Raw genomic sequence first — 16,564 nt, 5'->3', positions numbered from 1 at the left:
CGAGTCGATTTCCACGAGCGGATGGAACGCGCCCTCGGGCAGCGCGTCCATGTAGGCGCACGGCGCCTGTGCGCCTACATGGACGCGCTGCCCGAGGGCGCGTTCCATCCGCTCGTGGAAATCGACTCGTGCGTCAGCCTCGATGAGCTGACGCTGGACAACGTGGCGCAACTGGACAAGCTGGCGCCGTTCGGCCAGGAGCATCCCGTGCCCGTGTACCTGGCGCGCGACGTGATGCTGGCGAACTGCCGCGCGGTGGGCGCCGAGAAGAACCACTTCTCGTGCTCGCTGTCCGACGGGCGCGCCACGGTGTCGGGCATCATGTTCCACTGCTCGGACATCGAATCGCTCATGCGCACCGACAGCGTGGTGAACGCCGCGTTCGAGGTGCAGATCGACGAATGGCGCGGCCGCAAGTCGGTGAAGGCCATGCTGCAGTCGCTGGCTCCCGCGCGCACCTGCGGCGCCCTGGAGGCCTGCCTCAACCCCGAGAACCTCAGCTTCGTGGCCGACCTGTACGCCACGAGCGACGCCGAGCTGTGCGCGAACGCGCCGCATCGCCCCGAGGACGTGGAGGCCTACGAGGCGGCCCGCGCGGCGAACCGCGCCTGCTGGGAGCGCAAGGCCGCGGAAGACCCCGCGGCGCTCGAGCAGGCCGTCGTGCGCGCCATCATCGGCGACAAGCCGCTGCACGACGCGCAGCGCGAGATCCTCGCGCATCTGCGCGCCGGGCGCTCCACGCTGGGCATCATGGCCACGGGGCGCGGCAAATCGCTGACCTTCCAGGTGCACGCCGCCACGCGCGCGCTGGCGAACCACGAGGCCAGCCTGTTCGTGTACCCGCTGCGCGCGCTGATCGCCGATCAGGCGTTCCACCTGCGCGAGGCGCTGGACGCGTTCGGTATCGGCGTGATCACGCTGACGGGCGAGAGCACGCCCGACGAGCGCCGCCAGGGCTTCGCGGGCCTGGCCGACGGCACCTACGACATCGTGCTGACCACGCCCGAGTTCCTTGCGTGGCACGCTGACGAGTTCGCGGCCGCGGGCCGCGTGCGCTTCGTCGTGGTGGACGAGGCGCACCATATCGGCCTGGCGAAGGCGGGCCAGCGCGTGGCCTACGCCACCATCGGCGCCGCCATTGCGAAGCTGGCTGGGCCCGGCGGCGAGGCTCCCGCGGTGCTGGCGCTTACGGCCACGGCCGACGACGAGGTGGCGGCCGCCATCAAGCGCGAGCTGCCGGTGGACGCCTGCGTGTACGACCCGGCTTCGCGTCCCAACCTCGAGGTGGACGACCAGCGCAACCTCAAGAACCGCGACGACTACCTGGCGAATCTCATCGCGTCGGGCGGCAAGACGGTCATCTACGTGAACTCGCGCGAGCAGTCGGTTGCCGTGGCGCGCGCTCTGCGCAAGCGGGTGCCCCAGCTGGCGCCGCTCATCGGCTTCTACAACGCGGGCCTCGCACGCGCCGAGCGCAAGCGCATCGAAGAGCTGTTCCGCACCGACGCGCTGTCGGTGCTGGTGGCCACGTCCGCTTTCGGCGAGGGCGTGGACATCCCCAACATCCGCCACGTGGTGCTGTACCACCTGCCGTTCAACGAGATCGAGTTCAACCAGATGAGCGGCCGGGCGGGCCGCGACGGCAAGCCCGCGGGCATCCACCTACTGTTCAACCGCGGCGACTGCTCGCTCAACGAGCGCATCCTGCGCGACATGACGCCCGACCACGACTGCCTGGCCCAGGTGTACCGCCGCCTGCGCAGTCTGCAGCGAGAGATGGGCGAGTGCTTCTTCACCATGGGCAACGCCGATCTGGCCGCGGCGGCCAGCACCGATGCATTCCCTATCAGCCCCGCCTCGGCAGCGTGCGGCGTGGCGGTGTTTCGCGAGCTCGGGCTTATCGAGACGCACACCGCGTTCGGCGCCGACGGCATGGCGCGCTCCATCCACGTGGTGGAGACGCAGGACAAGGTGGAGTTGACGGACAGCGTACGCTACCGTGAAGGTTTGGGGGAGCGCGAGGTGTTCCACGCGTTCCGGGACTGGGCGATGAAGAGCGATTCTGCTACCCTCCATATACGCGTGTCGCGGCCCATTTTGCCGGGTGACGCGGCAGGCGACGCGCGCGAGCGCTAGGGCATAGGGAGGACGACCAAAATGGGCAAGAGCAACCATGAGGAGCTGCTGGGCGGCGCGCCCGAGGCGACGTCGAACAAGCAGACCGTGGAGGACAACCTGCTGGGCCGGCCGCACGTGGCCGAGAAATCGTTCGCGCCCGAAGCCAAGAAGGACGCCCTCGCGCCGAAGACTCCCGAGGAGCGATTCGCCGAGCTGCAGCGCCTGACCTCGGTGTACCTGTCCGAGGACGACGAGGCCATGCTGGCGAAGGCCTTCCGATTCGCAAGCGAGGCGCACGAGGGCCAGTGCCGCAAAAGCGGCGAGCCGTTCGTGGCACATCCCGTGGAGGTGGCCATCATCCTGGCCGACTTGCGCATGGACGTGGAAACGCTGTGTGCAGCGCTGCTGCACGACACCGTGGAGGACACCAGCGTGACGCGCGACCAGGTGGAAGCGGAGTTCAATCCCCAGGTGGCACAGCTGGTGGAGGGCGTGACGAAGATCACGCGCATCGAGGTGGAAAGCCTCACCGACGAGCAGGCCGCCACCATCCGCAAGATGTTCGTAGCCATGAGCAAGGACATCCGCGTCATCGTCATCAAGCTGGCCGACCGCCTGCACAACATGCGCACGCTGGGCGCGCTGCGTGAAGACCGCCGCATCTTCAAGGCGCGCGAGACGCTGGAGATTTACGCGCCCATCGCGCACCGTCTCGGCATCAACAACATCAAGTGGGAGCTCGAGGACCTGTCGTTCTACTATCTGGAACCGAACAAGTTCAAGCAGATCAGCCGCATGGTGACTGAAAGCCGCTCTGAGCGCGAGGGCTATCTCGACCAGATCATCTCCATCTTGCACGACGAGATGGAAAAGGTGAACATCCAGGCGCAGATCATGGGCCGCCCGAAGCACCTCTACTCCATCTACCAGAAGATGACGAAGAAGGGCAAGGGCTTTTCGGAGATATACGACCTCATCGCCGTGCGCGTTATCGTGAAGTCGGTGAAGGACTGCTACTCGGCTCTGGGCGCGGTGCACACGCTGTGGCATCCGATGCCCGGCCGTTTCAAAGATTACATCGCCATGCCGAAGTTCAACATGTACCAGAGCCTGCACACCACGGTCATCGGGCCGGCGGGCCGTCCGCTGGAGGTCCAGATCCGCACCGAAGACATGCACCGGCAAAGCGAGTACGGCGTGGCGGCGCACTGGCGCTACAAGGAGAAGGGCGGCAAGAGCGGCGACGCGCTGGACCAGCAGCTGGCGTGGCTGCGCCAGATGGTGGACTGGCAGGACGAGTCGCAGGATTCGCGCGAGTTCCTGAAGGACCTGAAAGTGGATCTCGCGCCCACCGAGGTGTTCGTGTTCACGCCGAAAGGCGAGGTCATGAGCCTGCGCGCTGGTTCGACGCCGGTCGATTTCGCCTACGCCATCCACACCGAGGTGGGCAACCACTGCGTGGGCGCGAAGGTGAACGGCGCCATCGTGCCGCTGACCTACGAGCTGCAGCTGGGCGACCGCGTGGACATCCTCACGCAGAAAAGCGCCAGCCCTTCGCGCGACTGGCTGGGCATCGTGAAAACGCCCAGCGCGCGCAGCAAGATCCGCTCGTACTTCAGCAAGGTCAGCCGCAGCGACGATTTGCAATTCGGCCGCGACAAGCTGACCCGCGAGATGCGCAAGCACGGTCTGGGCATATCCAGCGCCCAGTCGATGCGCGCCCTCAAGTCGGTGGCCGACCACATGGGCTACAAGGACGCCGACGACATGCTCGTGCACATCGGCACCGGCAAGGAAAGCGCCCAGCACGTGGCGAACCGTCTGCTGAAGATCCTCGTGGACAAGGGCCACGAGGCCGAGACCGCCATGGACTACGTGGCAGGCGACATGTCCACCGGCAAGATGCCGCCGATGCTGACCAGCGTGAAGGCGCCGAAGAAGCACGAGGCGCACACGTCGAACGGCGTGGTGGTGAAGGGCGTGGACGACGTGCTGGTGCGCCTGTCGCGGTGCTGCAACCCGGTGCCGGGCGACGAGATTCTCGGCTTCGTGACGCGCGGCCGCGGCGTGTCGGTGCACCGCGCCGACTGCCCGAACGCTCAGGATCTCAAGCAAACCCCCGAGCGTATCATCGAGGTGGCCTGGGAGAACGATCTGCCGAAGAACACGTCGTTCAAGGTGGAGGTGTTCTTGGACGCGCTCGACCGCATGAACCTGCTGCGCGACGTGGCCATCATCCTGTCGGAGCAAGGGGCGAACGTGCTGTCCAGCTCCACCACGTCGCATCGCGACGGCATGGTGGAGATGCGGTTTTTGTTCCAGGTGTCCGATATCAACCATATCGATATCGTACTGAGCAAACTGCGCGGCATCGAAGGAGTGTTCGACGCGCGCCGCATGGTTCCCAAGGCCGGCGGCGGCAAGAAAAAGACTAGGAGCGACGCATGACCAATAAGGTGAAGGGCACGTGCGTGCCCGTCGAGTACCTCGTGCTCGGCATGCTGGAGAACAACGTGTACATCATTTCCGACGGCAAGGCCACCATCGTGGTGGATCCCACGTGCAAGCCCGACGAGATCATCAAGGCGGCGGGGGGCTCGGTCGACGCCATCATCCTCACGCATCGCCATTCGGACCACGTGGGCGCTGCGAAGGAGCTGCGCGACAAGACCGGCGCCACGGTCATCGCCTCGGCCATCGACGCGCCCATCATTTCGGGCGAGAAGAAGCTGCCGCGCGACGACATGCGCTTCACGCCGTGCCCGGTGGATCATGTAGTGAACGACGGCGACATTCTCAAGATCGGCGACATGCCGTGGAAGGTGATCCTGACGCCGGGTCACACCGAGGGCGGTATCTGCCTGTTCATCGACCCGCGCTTCGGCACGAACCCTGAAGGCGCGCCGGTGCTGATTTCGGGCGACACGCTGTTCTGCGGCTCCATTGGCCGTACGGATTTCCAGGGAGGCGACATGAACGCTATGCGCCGCTCGCTGAAGCGCCTGGCCGTGCTGCCCGACGAGACGGTGGTCCTGCCCGGCCACAACAGCACCACCAAGATCGGCAACGAACGCAAAAGGGTGTTCGCTTACTACGCGTAGGGGGTCGCGGCTTACGCTCAGGAGACGGATTGCGCGCTCCGTGCCCTCAGGATGACCGAGTCTTCCTCCTCATGACCAGCGAAATCGCCAGGCAGGCGAGGGCGAAGGCGCCGAAGGCGGCAAATCCGGGGACGCTCGTGCTGAACAGCAGCGTCGATGCCGACAGCACGAGCGGCGGAAAGAAGCCGCCCAGGCCGCCCATCATGGCCACGATGCCGTTGGCAATCCCGGCTTGCTTCGTGAAGTACGCAGGCACCAACTTGAACACCACGCCGTTGCCGATGCCGCATGCGATGCTGACCAGATAGATGCCCGCCAGGTACACGGGCAGCCCCGGTGCCGTGGCCAGCACCGCGGCGCCTGCGGCGAGGCCTGCGAACACGAGGGCCAGCAGCCGATAACAGTCGAACCGGTCGCCCAGCCAGCCGCCCAGCACGCGGATGGCGGCCGCCGCCACGATAAACACCGAGGTGGCCACGCCTGCCGACACGCCGTCCATCCCGTAGTGCGACGTGAGAAAGTTCGGCAGGTACACGGTCAAGGCTACGAAAGCGCCGAATGTCACGAAGTAGAACAGCGACAGGAACCACAGGCGCGCGTCGCTCCAGACGGCGCGCAGCTGCTCCATGACCGGCGTCTTCACACGCGGTTCGTCGCGATCGCCCAGCACGAAGTTCAGCACGATGAACGCCGCCAGCAGCACGAGGTACAGCTTGACGGCCATGCGCCAACCGAAGGCAACCGCGGCCACGGGCGCCAACCAGGTGGTCAGCGCCGTTCCCATGTTGCCGAAGCCGTATACCCCGTTCACGAAGCCGTGGCGCTCCTTCGGGTAGTACTTCGGCAGTGAGGTGACGCCCACCGAGAACACTGCGCCGGCGATGCCCAGAAACGTCCCGCCTATGAGCAATCCCTGATACGTGGTGGCCTCGCTCAAAAACCATACGGGCACCACGAGCACGATGAAGCTGGTCAGGAACACGGCGCGCGCGCCGAACAGGTTGGCACAGTAGCCGAAGGGTACGCGCAGCACCGATCCCAGCACCACGGGAATGGCGGTGACGAGGGCTATCTGGTCGGGAGGGATATAGACGTCCTGCTTGATGTACGGAAGCAGCGACGACAGGATGACCCACACCATGAATCCGGCGATCAGATCCGCGGTCTGCAAGGGCAGCTGGAAGCGCCTTCTCATTTCGATTTCCTCCCCCCAGGCGTCGTCGAGCCGTGCTTGCGACGCGGCGACGCGGAAACCTCTTCTTGCGTAACGGTTACTTTATCACGTATCGATAGAGCGGGGGTTAACTCCTACCGATTGCAGGGGTTTTACCCGTAGGCGGTGCCGGGGCGTGACTTTACCTGTATTTTGCCGTTTCGCCCGTAATCCAACGTGAAAAGAGAAAAGAGCCCCTTTCGCTTTGTTAGATTTACGTTAAACTGGGGAATGCTGAACCTTTTTGCTGTTGTTGTCGAGAGGGATTTCGTGACCATAGAGTGGGCTTCGTTCATCGCTGGGCTCGCGTCCAACCCGATCCTCGTGGTTGTGACCCTGCTCAACATCGGCGTCATCGTCGTGAATGGGGCGACGGACGCTCCGAACGCGATCGCAACCGTCGTATCGACAAGGGCTATGAAGCCGAAGCCCGCCATCGTCATGGCGGCTGTCTGCAACTTCCTGGGGCTGCTGGTGGTTTCTCTGTTTACCGCCGCCGTTGCGCATACCATATTCAATATGGTCGATTTCGGAGGCGACTCCCAGCAGTCGCTCATCGCTCTCATGGCCGCCATGGTGGCCATCATCGTGTGGGGCACCGTGGCCTGGTATTTCGGCATTCCCACCAGCCAAAGCCATTCGCTGATCGCCGGCCTCACGGGCGCGGCCATCGCGCTGCAGGGCAGCTTCGACGCCATCAACGGCGCGGAGTGGATCAAGGTGGTGTACGGCATTCTTTTGTCCACGCTGCTGGGCTTCTTTCTGGGTTGGCTGAACTCCAAAGCGCTTGGACGCGTCTGCCGCAACATGGATCGCAAGAAGACTTCGCGCTTCTTCCGTTGGGCTCAGGTGGCCTCGGGCGCGGGCGTGGCGTTCATGCACGGCGCGCAGGACGGCCAGAAATTCATGAGCATCTTCGTGCTGGCCATCACGTTGGCCACGGGCGTGGGGCAGGCCGATCAAATGATCCTGCCCATCTGGCTCATGTTCTTCTGCGCGCTCAACATGGGGTTGGGCACCGCCGTCGGCGGCGAGCGCATCATAAAAAGCGTCGGCCTGGATATGGTGAAGCTCGAGCCGTTCCAAGGATTCGCCGCCAGCGTGGCAACGTTTTTCTGCCTTATGCTCTCCACCTTCGCCGGCTTGCCGGTTTCCACGACGCACACGAATACGACCGCCATCATGGGCGTGGGCGCAGCGAAGCGGAAAAGCGCGGTGAAGTGGGGAATTGCAATCGATATGGTGAAAACGTGGGTGCTGACGTTTCCGGGGTGCGGTCTGCTCGGATTCGCGTTCGCCCACCTGTTCTTAATGTTCTCGTAAAGGAGGACCCTGTGGGCAAGAGGGACAAGTTCGATTATTTCGATGCGTTCGAGAAACAGACGGAAGTTGCCGTTCAGGAAGCCGAGCTGCTGATCGAGGCCATCGAAAGCTTCACCGAGGCGGAGCATCTCAAAGAGGTCATGGAGCGCGCGCACGAGCTGGAGCACAAGGGCGACGAGATCAACCACGCCATCTTCAAGACGGTTGCTACCGATTTCATCACGCCTATCGAGCGCGAGGACATCATCAACATGTCCCAGTACCTCGACAACATCATCGACTACATCGAAGACGTCATGCAACGCTTCTACATGTACGACGTGCATTTCATCCATCATGATGCGCTGGAGTTCGCGCACCTCATCAAGAAGAGCTGCGTGGCGCTGGACAAGGCCATGGAGGATTTTCGCAATTTCAAGAAGTCCAAGATGTTCAAGCAGCTCATCATCGACGTGAACGATTACGAGGAAGAGGCCGATCAGCTGTACATGACGGTCATTCGCAAACTGCATACGCACGACCGCGAGAACCCCATGCGCGTGCTGGTGTGGTCGCAGATATTCGACCGTATGGAGAAGTGCTGCGACTCGTGCGAGCACGCCGCCGACACGATGAACTCCATCCTGCTGAAGAACGTGTAACCGAAGGAAAGCGTGTCAAAGGGACGGGGGATTTGACACGCTTTTTCCCGTTTTGCGAGGCGCGGTGTCGCGAGCGTGTCAGATCCCCCGTCCCTTTGACACGCGCTGGACACGGTGGCTTGGTTTTAGCTTCTTGGCTCGAAGGGGTCGCGAGGTTTCTCTTCCTCGCCGCCCATGATGCGGTGGAGCTCCTCGCGGTCCACGATGATGCGGTCGCTGGGGTCGCTGGCTGCGGCGGTGCCGGCCGACGATCTGGCCGCTTGCGAGTCGGATGCGGCAAGCTTGTCGTCCTTGCTGCGCTCGGCCACGTACTCGCCGTTCATGCGCGCCCAGAACGCACGCAGCTTCTCGTAACCGTGCCGCTCCTTGTCGCGCTCCACCTTGCCCTTGGGCGGCCGCACGCGATTCGCCACCGAGCGTACCGGCTTCGATACCGCGCGGGTCACCACGTCGGAGTAGTCGCGCGGCGGCTTCGTGCGCCAGCCGAAGAACAGCGACGCGTAGCGCAGCCCCAGCACCAGCACCACGCAGGACAGCGCGGCGTAGTTGTCCAGGATGTGGTTCTGGCTCATCAACGCGTACACGATGCAGCCCACCAGCGCGGCGCTGCCGTACAGTGCGCCGGCCTGGAACGCCTCGGGCTCGCGGTTCATGCAGATGTCGCGCAGGATGCCGCCGCCCACGGCGGTGATGGTGCCCAGGATGATGGACGGGATGATGTCGAGCCCCGCCGACAGGCTCTTGCTCACGCTGATCACGGCCCACAGGGCTACCGACAGGTTGTCCAACAAGTCGACGATGGGGTCGAGATAGGTGGCCAGCTTACCGAAGTAGAACACCACCACGCCCGCGATGGCGCAGGCGATGATCAGCGTAGGCTTCTGGAACGCGTAGATACCGTAGTTCTGCAGCAGGATGTCGCGCATGATGCCGCCGGCCAAACCGGTGATAATGGCGATGCACGCCACGCCGAATATATCGTAGCGTGCGCGCACTGCGCTCATGGCGCCGGACAAACCGCCGGTCAGCGCAGCGGCAAGCTCCAGCCAGAAGGGGATGGTGAGGGCGACGTCCAGCATGGGGCGCTTACGCTTCGTCGGCGGGCTGCGGCTGCGCGTCGGCAGCGCCGTCCTCGACCGACACCACGAGCGCCACAACGGGTTCGCCCGAGAAGTCTCGCTCGTTGGTGATGGCGCGCGCTGCTGCGAGATCGAATCCGTCCTCGTCGAATGCGAACAGGTTGTCTTGCGCTTTTCCCAGCGCCTCGTCGAAGAGATCCCAGAAGCTTGCGGTGCTCATGTCTCCCGTGAACGGGTTCTCCCACGCCTCGCGGGCACGGTTGTCGAACTGGCTTTCGGTAAGCGCGACGGGGCGGTGGCTCATCGACTTGTAGAACGAGAAGGGGCGCAGCAGCTCCTCGACGCGACCGAAGAGGGCGCGCTTGCGGCCGGAGGGCGAGTAGAACACGCGCTGCGCCACGCGGAAGTCCTTCACGGCCGTCTCGAACAGGTCGGCGGGGACGATCTCGCCGTACACGGTGAGGGCGACGTAGGCGTACATCTTCGAGATGACGTGCAGCGTGAAGTTGCTGGCGTTGAGGATTTCGGCGGAGGGGTTGAACGTGGCGATGGTCTCGCCGCGCTTCTCAAACAGAACCAGTTCGTCCAGTTCGCTCTCGATCGTCCCGTGCACTTCGCTTCCGTCGGCGCGCGTCAGGCCTGGAACGCCGGCGTCGCACAACCGGTACTCGTGGAAGTACACGAACGGGTGCATCGTGGAGTCCAGCGTGTAGTGGCAGAGGAAACCCAACGCATAGGCGCGACCTACTTCACGCTCGGCGCTGTTGAGGATGCCGAGGGAGTTTTTGAGCGCGGTTAGAAGCTCGCTGGGCTTTTTATTGTGCATAGTCGAGCCCAGTCGGTTGTGCGCGCGCAACTGCGGACTGAGCACCAGGTAAAACAGAGGGTCGGGGCCTTGGTTGCCCAACAGGAAGGCGTCGGCTTCGTCGCGCGAGCCGCCTATGAAGGTGTACAGGCGGTCGTAGACGTCGCGCCCGAAGAAGTCGTGGGTGATGAGTGCGGGCATGGGGTGACGCTCCGTTCTGACTTGAATTTTACCGGTGACGCTACGCGCTATCATATACAATGAGCGGGGACTTGTTAACCTTCGGTTTCGCACTTGTGAAGAAGGAATCCCAAGTTGACGCAAACGAGACGAGAGGCAAGGCCATGGCAGGCAAGCTGACCAAGCAGGAGAAAAGCTGGATCCTCTACGATGTGGGCAATTCGGCCTTCGTGCTGCTTGCGACGGCGCTGATCCCCGTGTATTTCAAGACGCTAGCCGAACCGGGTTCGTCGGTTGTGGTGGCGTGGGGCTATGCCGAGACGGTGGCGTCGCTTCTGCTGGCGCTGCTCATGCCGGTTCTGGGCAGCCTGGCCGACCTCAAGGGCAATAAGAAGAAGTTCTTCATCGGAACTGTGGGTACGGGCGCCATCGCCTTGGCGGCGCTGGGCATCCCGTCGGCTGCGCTGGCTTTCCTCGTGATCTACGTCGTCGCGTCCATCATGCTGAACGGCTCGATGGTGTTCTACGATGCGTTCCTCGTGGACGCCACCACCGACGAGTGCTATGACGAGGTGTCATCGCAGGGTTACGCCTGGGGCTATATCGGCTCGTGCGTGCCGTTCATCCTGTGCCTGATCGTGGTGCTGGCAGGGCCCAGCGTGGGCATCCCTATGGACATCGGGATGAAGATCGCGTTTCTGATCACGGCCGTTTGGTGGGTGGCGTTCAGCGTGCCCCTTATCCGCGATGTGCATCAGACGCACTACAAGGAACGTGCTCCTCGCTTGATCCGCGACACGTTCGCCGGCCTCTTCCGCACGCTGAAACGTATTTGGAAGGATCGTCGCCTGCGCTACTTCATGCTAGCGTTCTTCTGCTACATCGACGGCGTGCACACCATTATAAAGATGTCCACAAGCTACGGCACCGACCTCGGCATCGATGCGACGCAGCTGGTTTTGGCGCTGTTGGTGACGCAGTTCGTGGCGTTCCCGTCGGCCATCGCCTACGGGCGCCTGTCCACAAGATTCGGCGCGAAGCGCATGCTGCTGGTAGCTATCGGCGCGTACTTCTGCATCACGCTGTTCGCGGCGTTCTTCCTGCGCGAGGCCGCGGAGTTCTGGATGCTGGCCATCTGCGTGGGGTTGTTCCAGGGCGGCATCCAAGCGCTGTCGCGCAGCGAGTTCGGCAAGCTCATTCCGAAGGAGCACGCCAACGAGTACTACGGCTTCTTCGACATCTTCGGCAAGTACGCTGCCGTCATGGGCACGTTCCTGGTCAGCTTCTTCACCCAGCTGTCGGGCAACTCGTCGTTGGGCGTGCTGTCCATCGCCGTGCTGTTCGTGCTGGGCTTCGTGCTGCTGTGGAGGATGCCTGAAAAGCAGGGGTAGAGCGCGCGGCGCGCGGGTTCGCGCAGCATGTGGCGCGCGGGTTTTGCGGCCTCCGCGGCGCGGGCGGCTGGTCGCCGGTTGGGGCTCAGCGGGTGCGGCTGATCGGATACATGGTGCGGCTGCTCTCCGAGAACAGACAGGCCACCAGCACGAATGCTCCTATGATGACGGTTGCGCCGACGGCTTTGCAGGCGATGCTCAACGGTTTGCTCATAGCGATCTCCTCGTATCGTGCGTTCACGGGTTCAACTATACCGTGAGCGCATGACGGACACCTTGACCGCCGCTTACACTCAGCTTACGTCTTCGTAAGACGAGGGTTCCCGGCAAAGCGCAGGTGTGAGGTCGCGTGGGGAAGCGACGTTTCCGCCCTCTGTCGAAAGGATTCCCGTTCGGGTGCCTCTCGCTCGGGGCGGTTGCGGACTGTGTGCGGAGCTGGGCGCAAAGCGGCACCCATGGCAAAGTTTGCCGTCACGAACTGGCGAATTCTCGAATCAGCGAAGTTGCGACCAGGCATTATGGTGGGTGACGCCCGTGTTTGCGGGTGCGAGCAGCTCGAAAACGCTTGCGAAATTGTCATGGGAAGCATTTTGCGGCCACGTCGGCAGGATGACCTAGCTCCTGGAGGGTCGCCTCTTCGAGATCGAGGCCGGGGGAGCCTTCCGGTTCGCACGCGTAATTCTCGTCAAGCGCGGCCGGTCGTCCGAACGCGCTCCTCGCGATGCGGTATCATGCGTACCGTATCGCATCTTCTTGGAAGATCGCTTCTCATGCGCGATGGGACGGAGGGGCTGTTGGTTACCGTTGCGGACATTATCGCATTGCCGGCGTTCAAGAACGTGGAGCTCGCCGCTCCCTGCGAGGGAGCGGAGCGGCGCGAGGTGCGCAACGTGGGCATCCTCGACTGTCCTCCCGACTACAACGAATACAGTGTATACGTGGCGGGCGAACTCATCCTCACGAACCTCGGGTTCGCGTTCGGCAACCCTGGCATGGCCGAGAAGTCGCTGCTGACGATGCTGCGCCGCGACGTGGCCGCCATCGCCGTCAAAACCGTCTACGAGCCTCCCATCAGCGACGCCGTGCGCAAGGAAAGCACGGCGCGCGGGGTGCCGCTTTATCTGTACGACGGCGCTTACCACGAGACGGTGGCGTACCAATCGCTCGATCTGCTGCAGCGCGATCGCGACGAGCTGGACAAGGGCAAGGCCCTCGACGAGCTGCTGACCGCCCACGACGGCGACCGGGTGCGTACGAGGCTGAGCGCGCTTGTGGGCGTGACGGGCTCGAAGCTGCAGTGCTTCGCGTTCGCCCTGCGCGCGGGCGACCCGTGCTCGTTCTACGCCATGCTCGACTCGGTGTCCTCTGGGCTGGGGACGGTGAGGGACGGGTGCGCGATCGTCGAGTCGGCCAGCGTGTGCCGCTACCGCGATCATATCCTGGCGTTCGTATCCTACGGCTCGGCCAGCGATGAGGAGCGGGCGGCCGCCGAGCGCCGCTGCATCGCCGTGACCTCGGTGGAAGGCAGCCTGCACTGCGGCGTGAGCGAGGCGGTGCACCTGTGCGATGGCGACCTGGCTATCCGCCAGGCGCTTGCCGCAGCCGCGAGTGCGCAGCGCCACGGCGAGCAGCTGGCGCGTTGGTCGGGCCTGCACCTGTCGGCATTCGCCAGCGCCGCGCGCTACGACCGCCTGTTCATGAGCGCGAGCGAGCTGTACCGCTCGATGCTGGCCGGCTATGACGACGAGCACGGCACCGAGCTCGTGCGTACGGCCGAGGCGCTGGTGAACTGGCACGGCGACGTGAAGGCTATCGCCGAGGAGCTTCACCAGCATCCGAACACCGTGCGTTACCGCATGCGCAAGATGAAGGCCGTGTTGGGTATTCCCCATGAGGACGACAAGGTGTTCATCAACCTGCTCAGCCTGGTGTTCCTGCCCGAGTTGGGGTGAGGCAAGGGAACGGGTTCACGCCTCATTCAAACGGCGAGGGCACCTTCTGCTTGCTGAGAAGGTTCGCCGCTGCGTACGCTACGAGCCCCGACGCCATGCCTGCGACGATGGGGACTGAGCTTGCTGTTCCCACGACGACGAAGCAGCCCGTCACCGCCACGGTGCTCGCGCCCAGCGCGTACAGCCCCGCTTTCGGGCTGAACCGCTTGAGCACGAAACTGGCCACCAGCGGCACGAACACGCAGCCCGACAGGTACCCGTAGCAGATGTCGATGCCCACCAGCACGTCGTTGATCCACAGCGAGCACACCATCACCACCACGCCGATGAGCAGGGCGAACAGACGCGTGATGGTCACTTCCTTGAGATGCGTCGTCCTCCGGGCCGCCCCCTTGCGAACGAATCGCAGGTACAGGTCGTTGTATAGGATGGTGGACGATGCCAGGATGGTGCCGCTCGACACCGACATCGTGGCCGCCATCGCCGCCGCCAGGATCAGCCCGCGCACCCCGACCGGCAAGAACGTGGACACGCCCACCACGAACGCGTTCTGAGGGTTGTCCAGGTGTGGCAGCAGCACGAACACGCTCATGCCGATGACGACGGTGGCCAACGCGTAGAAGACGCTGTACACGCCCGCGCAGACGGTGCCCGTTTTCGACACCTTCTCGTTCTTCGCGGTGAAGATGCGCTGCCAGATGTCCTGGCCGATGATGAGCCCTGGCACGTACAGCACGAGGTAGGCGAAGCTCTTGTCGAAGCCCATGCTGCCCACCGACAGGTACGTCTCGGGCACCTTGCTGACGAGCGCGTCCCAGCCGCCCGCCGCCGAGATGCAGAAGATGGGGGCCAGGATGAGGATGCCCACCGTTTTCACCACGAACTGCACGATGTCGGTCATGGTGACCGACCACATGCCTCCCACGAACGTGTACAGGATGACGATGCCGCCTCCTACCAGCATGGACAGTGTTGCGTCGATGCCCGTCACGCCGTTGATGATGGTACCGATGGAGATGACCTGCACCACGCTCAGCGTGAGCGTGTAGATGAGCGTGAGCGCCGAGCTGAACACGCGTGCGATGGGGCCGTAGCTGCTCTCCACCACCTCGTTCACGCTGAGAGCGCGCAGCTTCGAAAGCTTGCTGGTAACCAGGAAGCCGGCCGCGACGAGCCCCAGCCCGATGCTCAGGTTGAGCCAGATGCCGCCGAGCCCGAACTCGTAGCCCAGCTGGGCGCTGCCGATAGTGGAGCCGCCGCCCAGCGTGAGCGCGGCCATGCAGCCGAAAAACAGGGGAAACGACAGCCGCCTGCCGGCCACGAGGTAATCTTCCTTCGTTTTCGCGAACCGCGCCGCGATGAAGCCGATGGCCACGATGACGATGAAGTACAACGCGATGATGACGTAGTCGATAGGCGATAGAACCATCTGCGACCCCCGCTCCGTTGGAAGAACCCGCTTGCGCGCTTTCATCCTAGATTCCCGTTGCCCTGCGTCCCTTGTTCGGTCGGACAAAGCGCGCGACTCGGGTTTTGTCCGACTGTCCAGAGGGGCTCCCTCTCGCCGCTGCGTATGATGCTTCTCGTAACCTGGCCTGCCAGGAGGGGTCGCACCATCGGGCGCGGCGTCCGTCGGGGATTAGGGCGCAAGAGCATCCATCGAAAGGAGCTTCACATGACCGAGTCGGTATTCCAGGGACGCAGCCTCCTCTCCACGAGGGACTACACGAAAGACGAGCTGATGTACCTCATCGGGTTCGCCGAGCATCTCAAGGACCTGAAGAAGCGGGGCGTCGAGCATCGCTACCTCGCAGGCAAGAACATCGCGCTCTTGTTCGAGAAGACGTCCACCCGCACCCGCGCCGCGTTCACCACCGCGTGCATCGACCTGGGCGCGCACCCCGAGTATCTGGGCAAGAACGACATCCAGCTGGGCAAGAAGGAGACGGTGCGCGACACCGCGCTGGTGCTGGGCAGCATGTTCGACGGCATCGAGTTCCGCGGCTTCAAGCAGGAGCACGTCGAGGATCTGGCGAAGTACAGCGGCGTGCCGGTGTGGAACGGCCTCACCGACAAGGAGCATCCCACCCAGATGCTGGCCGACTTCATGACCATGAAGGAGAACTTCGGCACGCTGGAGGGCCTCACGCTGGCCTACTGCGGCCAGGGACGCAACAACGTGCAGAACTCCCTCATGATCACCAGCGCCATCCTGGGCGTGAACTACGTGAACGCCACGCCGGCCGAACTCGAGCCCGACCCGGCCATCGTCGAGGTGGCGCGGGCCTTCGCCGCCGAGAGCGGCGCTACCATCACGGTGACGAACGACCCGGTGGAGGCCGTTGAAAACGCCGATGCCATCTACACGAACGTGTGGGCGGCCATGGGCGAGGAGTCTCAGTTCGCTGAGCGCGTGAAGCTCATGTCTCCCTACCAGGTGAACGCCGAGCTGCTGTCCCATGTGAAGAACCCGGACTACATCTTCCTGCACTGCCTGCCGGCCTTCCATAATGCGGAGACCGAGTACGCCGCCGATATGGCCGAGCGCTTCGGCGTGAAGGAGATGGAAGTTACCGACGAGGTGTTCTACTCCGACCACGGCCGCCAGTTCCAGCAGGCTGAGAACCGCATGCACACCATCAAGGCCATCATGGCGGCCACCCTGGGCGATCTGTACATCCCCTGCGTCTAAACACGCTTCCCGGTACGCCGTGCGGCTCTGCGCAGGGTCGCACGGCAGGCTCGGTCTGCGAGGATGCCG

13 protein-coding genes are annotated in these 16,564 nt (G+C 63.7%); 8 read left to right on the top strand and 5 right to left on the bottom strand.

The window, feature by feature from the left end; translation table 11 throughout:
* From ACMO6A_RS12075 to ACMO6A_RS12065, 3 genes are all read left to right on the top strand, one after another.
* The coding region (locus tag ACMO6A_RS12075; RefSeq protein ID WP_418471324.1) for a helicase-related protein at positions 1 to 2,136 on the top strand (2,136 nt) is incomplete at its 5' end.
* 21 nt (positions 2,137 to 2,157) lie between these two features.
* The gene (locus ACMO6A_RS12070) at positions 2,158 to 4,566 is read left to right on the top strand and encodes a RelA/SpoT family protein (protein ID WP_009306831.1); all 2,409 of its coding nucleotides are present in this window, start codon (positions 2,158 to 2,160) and stop codon (positions 4,564 to 4,566) included.
* Positions 4,563 to 5,219, top strand: coding sequence for an MBL fold metallo-hydrolase (locus tag ACMO6A_RS12065; protein ID WP_009306829.1), 657 nt, complete (start codon positions 4,563 to 4,565; stop codon positions 5,217 to 5,219). Before ACMO6A_RS12070 ends, ACMO6A_RS12065 begins: the two co-directional genes overlap by 4 nt.
* A gap of 46 nt (positions 5,220 to 5,265) precedes the next feature.
* On the opposite strand, the gene ACMO6A_RS12060 is transcribed toward ACMO6A_RS12065, so the two are convergent.
* The gene (locus tag ACMO6A_RS12060) at positions 5,266 to 6,414 is read right to left on the bottom strand and encodes a nitrate/nitrite transporter (RefSeq protein WP_009306828.1); all 1,149 of its coding nucleotides are present in this window, start codon (positions 6,412 to 6,414) and stop codon (positions 5,266 to 5,268) included.
* 288 nt (positions 6,415 to 6,702) lie between these two features.
* Here ACMO6A_RS12060 and ACMO6A_RS12055 point away from each other — a divergent pair, with 288 nt between their 5' ends.
* Together ACMO6A_RS12055 and ACMO6A_RS12050 are read left to right on the top strand one after the other, a co-directional pair.
* The gene (locus ACMO6A_RS12055; protein ID WP_015761374.1) at positions 6,703 to 7,755 is read left to right on the top strand and encodes an inorganic phosphate transporter; all 1,053 of its coding nucleotides are present in this window, start codon (positions 6,703 to 6,705) and stop codon (positions 7,753 to 7,755) included.
* An 11-nt stretch (positions 7,756 to 7,766) separates the two neighbouring features.
* Entirely contained in the window at positions 7,767 to 8,396 is a 630-nt protein-coding gene (locus ACMO6A_RS12050) for a DUF47 domain-containing protein (protein ID WP_009306822.1), read from the top strand.
* 125 nt (positions 8,397 to 8,521) lie between these two features.
* Here the strand turns inward: ACMO6A_RS12050 and ACMO6A_RS12045 are convergent, their stop codons facing one another.
* Both ACMO6A_RS12045 and ACMO6A_RS12040 read right to left on the bottom strand, forming a co-directional pair.
* Complete coding sequence (locus ACMO6A_RS12045) at positions 8,522 to 9,475, bottom strand: trimeric intracellular cation channel family protein (protein ID WP_009306820.1); 954 nt, start codon at positions 9,473 to 9,475, stop codon at positions 8,522 to 8,524.
* Between the two features lie 7 nt (positions 9,476 to 9,482).
* Positions 9,483 to 10,481, bottom strand: coding sequence for a zinc dependent phospholipase C family protein (locus ACMO6A_RS12040; protein ID WP_114518151.1), 999 nt, complete (start codon positions 10,479 to 10,481; stop codon positions 9,483 to 9,485).
* A 143-nt stretch (positions 10,482 to 10,624) separates the two neighbouring features.
* Between ACMO6A_RS12040 and ACMO6A_RS12035 the strand changes: the two genes are divergently transcribed.
* The gene (locus ACMO6A_RS12035; protein WP_114518150.1) at positions 10,625 to 11,851 is read left to right on the top strand and encodes an MFS transporter; all 1,227 of its coding nucleotides are present in this window, start codon (positions 10,625 to 10,627) and stop codon (positions 11,849 to 11,851) included.
* An 85-nt stretch (positions 11,852 to 11,936) separates the two neighbouring features.
* Here ACMO6A_RS12035 and ACMO6A_RS12030 read toward each other — a convergent pair whose 3' ends face one another.
* Positions 11,937 to 12,065 (bottom strand): hypothetical protein, encoded by a 129-nt coding sequence (locus ACMO6A_RS12030; protein WP_009609324.1) that lies wholly within the window; start codon positions 12,063 to 12,065, stop codon positions 11,937 to 11,939.
* Between the two features lie 580 nt (positions 12,066 to 12,645).
* Here ACMO6A_RS12030 and ACMO6A_RS12025 point away from each other — a divergent pair.
* Positions 12,646 to 13,803, top strand: a complete 1,158-nt coding sequence (locus ACMO6A_RS12025) for a helix-turn-helix domain-containing protein (RefSeq protein WP_035579048.1) — start codon at positions 12,646 to 12,648, stop codon at positions 13,801 to 13,803.
* 22 nt (positions 13,804 to 13,825) lie between these two features.
* Here ACMO6A_RS12025 and ACMO6A_RS12020 read toward each other — a convergent pair whose 3' ends face one another.
* The gene (locus tag ACMO6A_RS12020) at positions 13,826 to 15,232 is read right to left on the bottom strand and encodes a sodium:solute symporter (RefSeq protein WP_114518148.1); all 1,407 of its coding nucleotides are present in this window, start codon (positions 15,230 to 15,232) and stop codon (positions 13,826 to 13,828) included.
* A gap of 246 nt (positions 15,233 to 15,478) precedes the next feature.
* On the opposite strand from ACMO6A_RS12020, the gene argF reads away from it, so the two are divergent.
* Entirely contained in the window at positions 15,479 to 16,495 is a 1,017-nt protein-coding gene (gene argF / locus ACMO6A_RS12015; protein WP_009609445.1) for an ornithine carbamoyltransferase, read from the top strand.
* The last annotated feature ends 69 nt before the right edge of the window (positions 16,496 to 16,564 follow it).

This window comes from Eggerthella sp. (genome assembly GCF_048329335.1).
Taxonomy (GTDB): Bacteria; Actinomycetota; Coriobacteriia; order Coriobacteriales; family Eggerthellaceae; genus Eggerthella; species Eggerthella lenta.
This window is presented reverse-complemented; position numbering and strand designations above follow the sequence as displayed.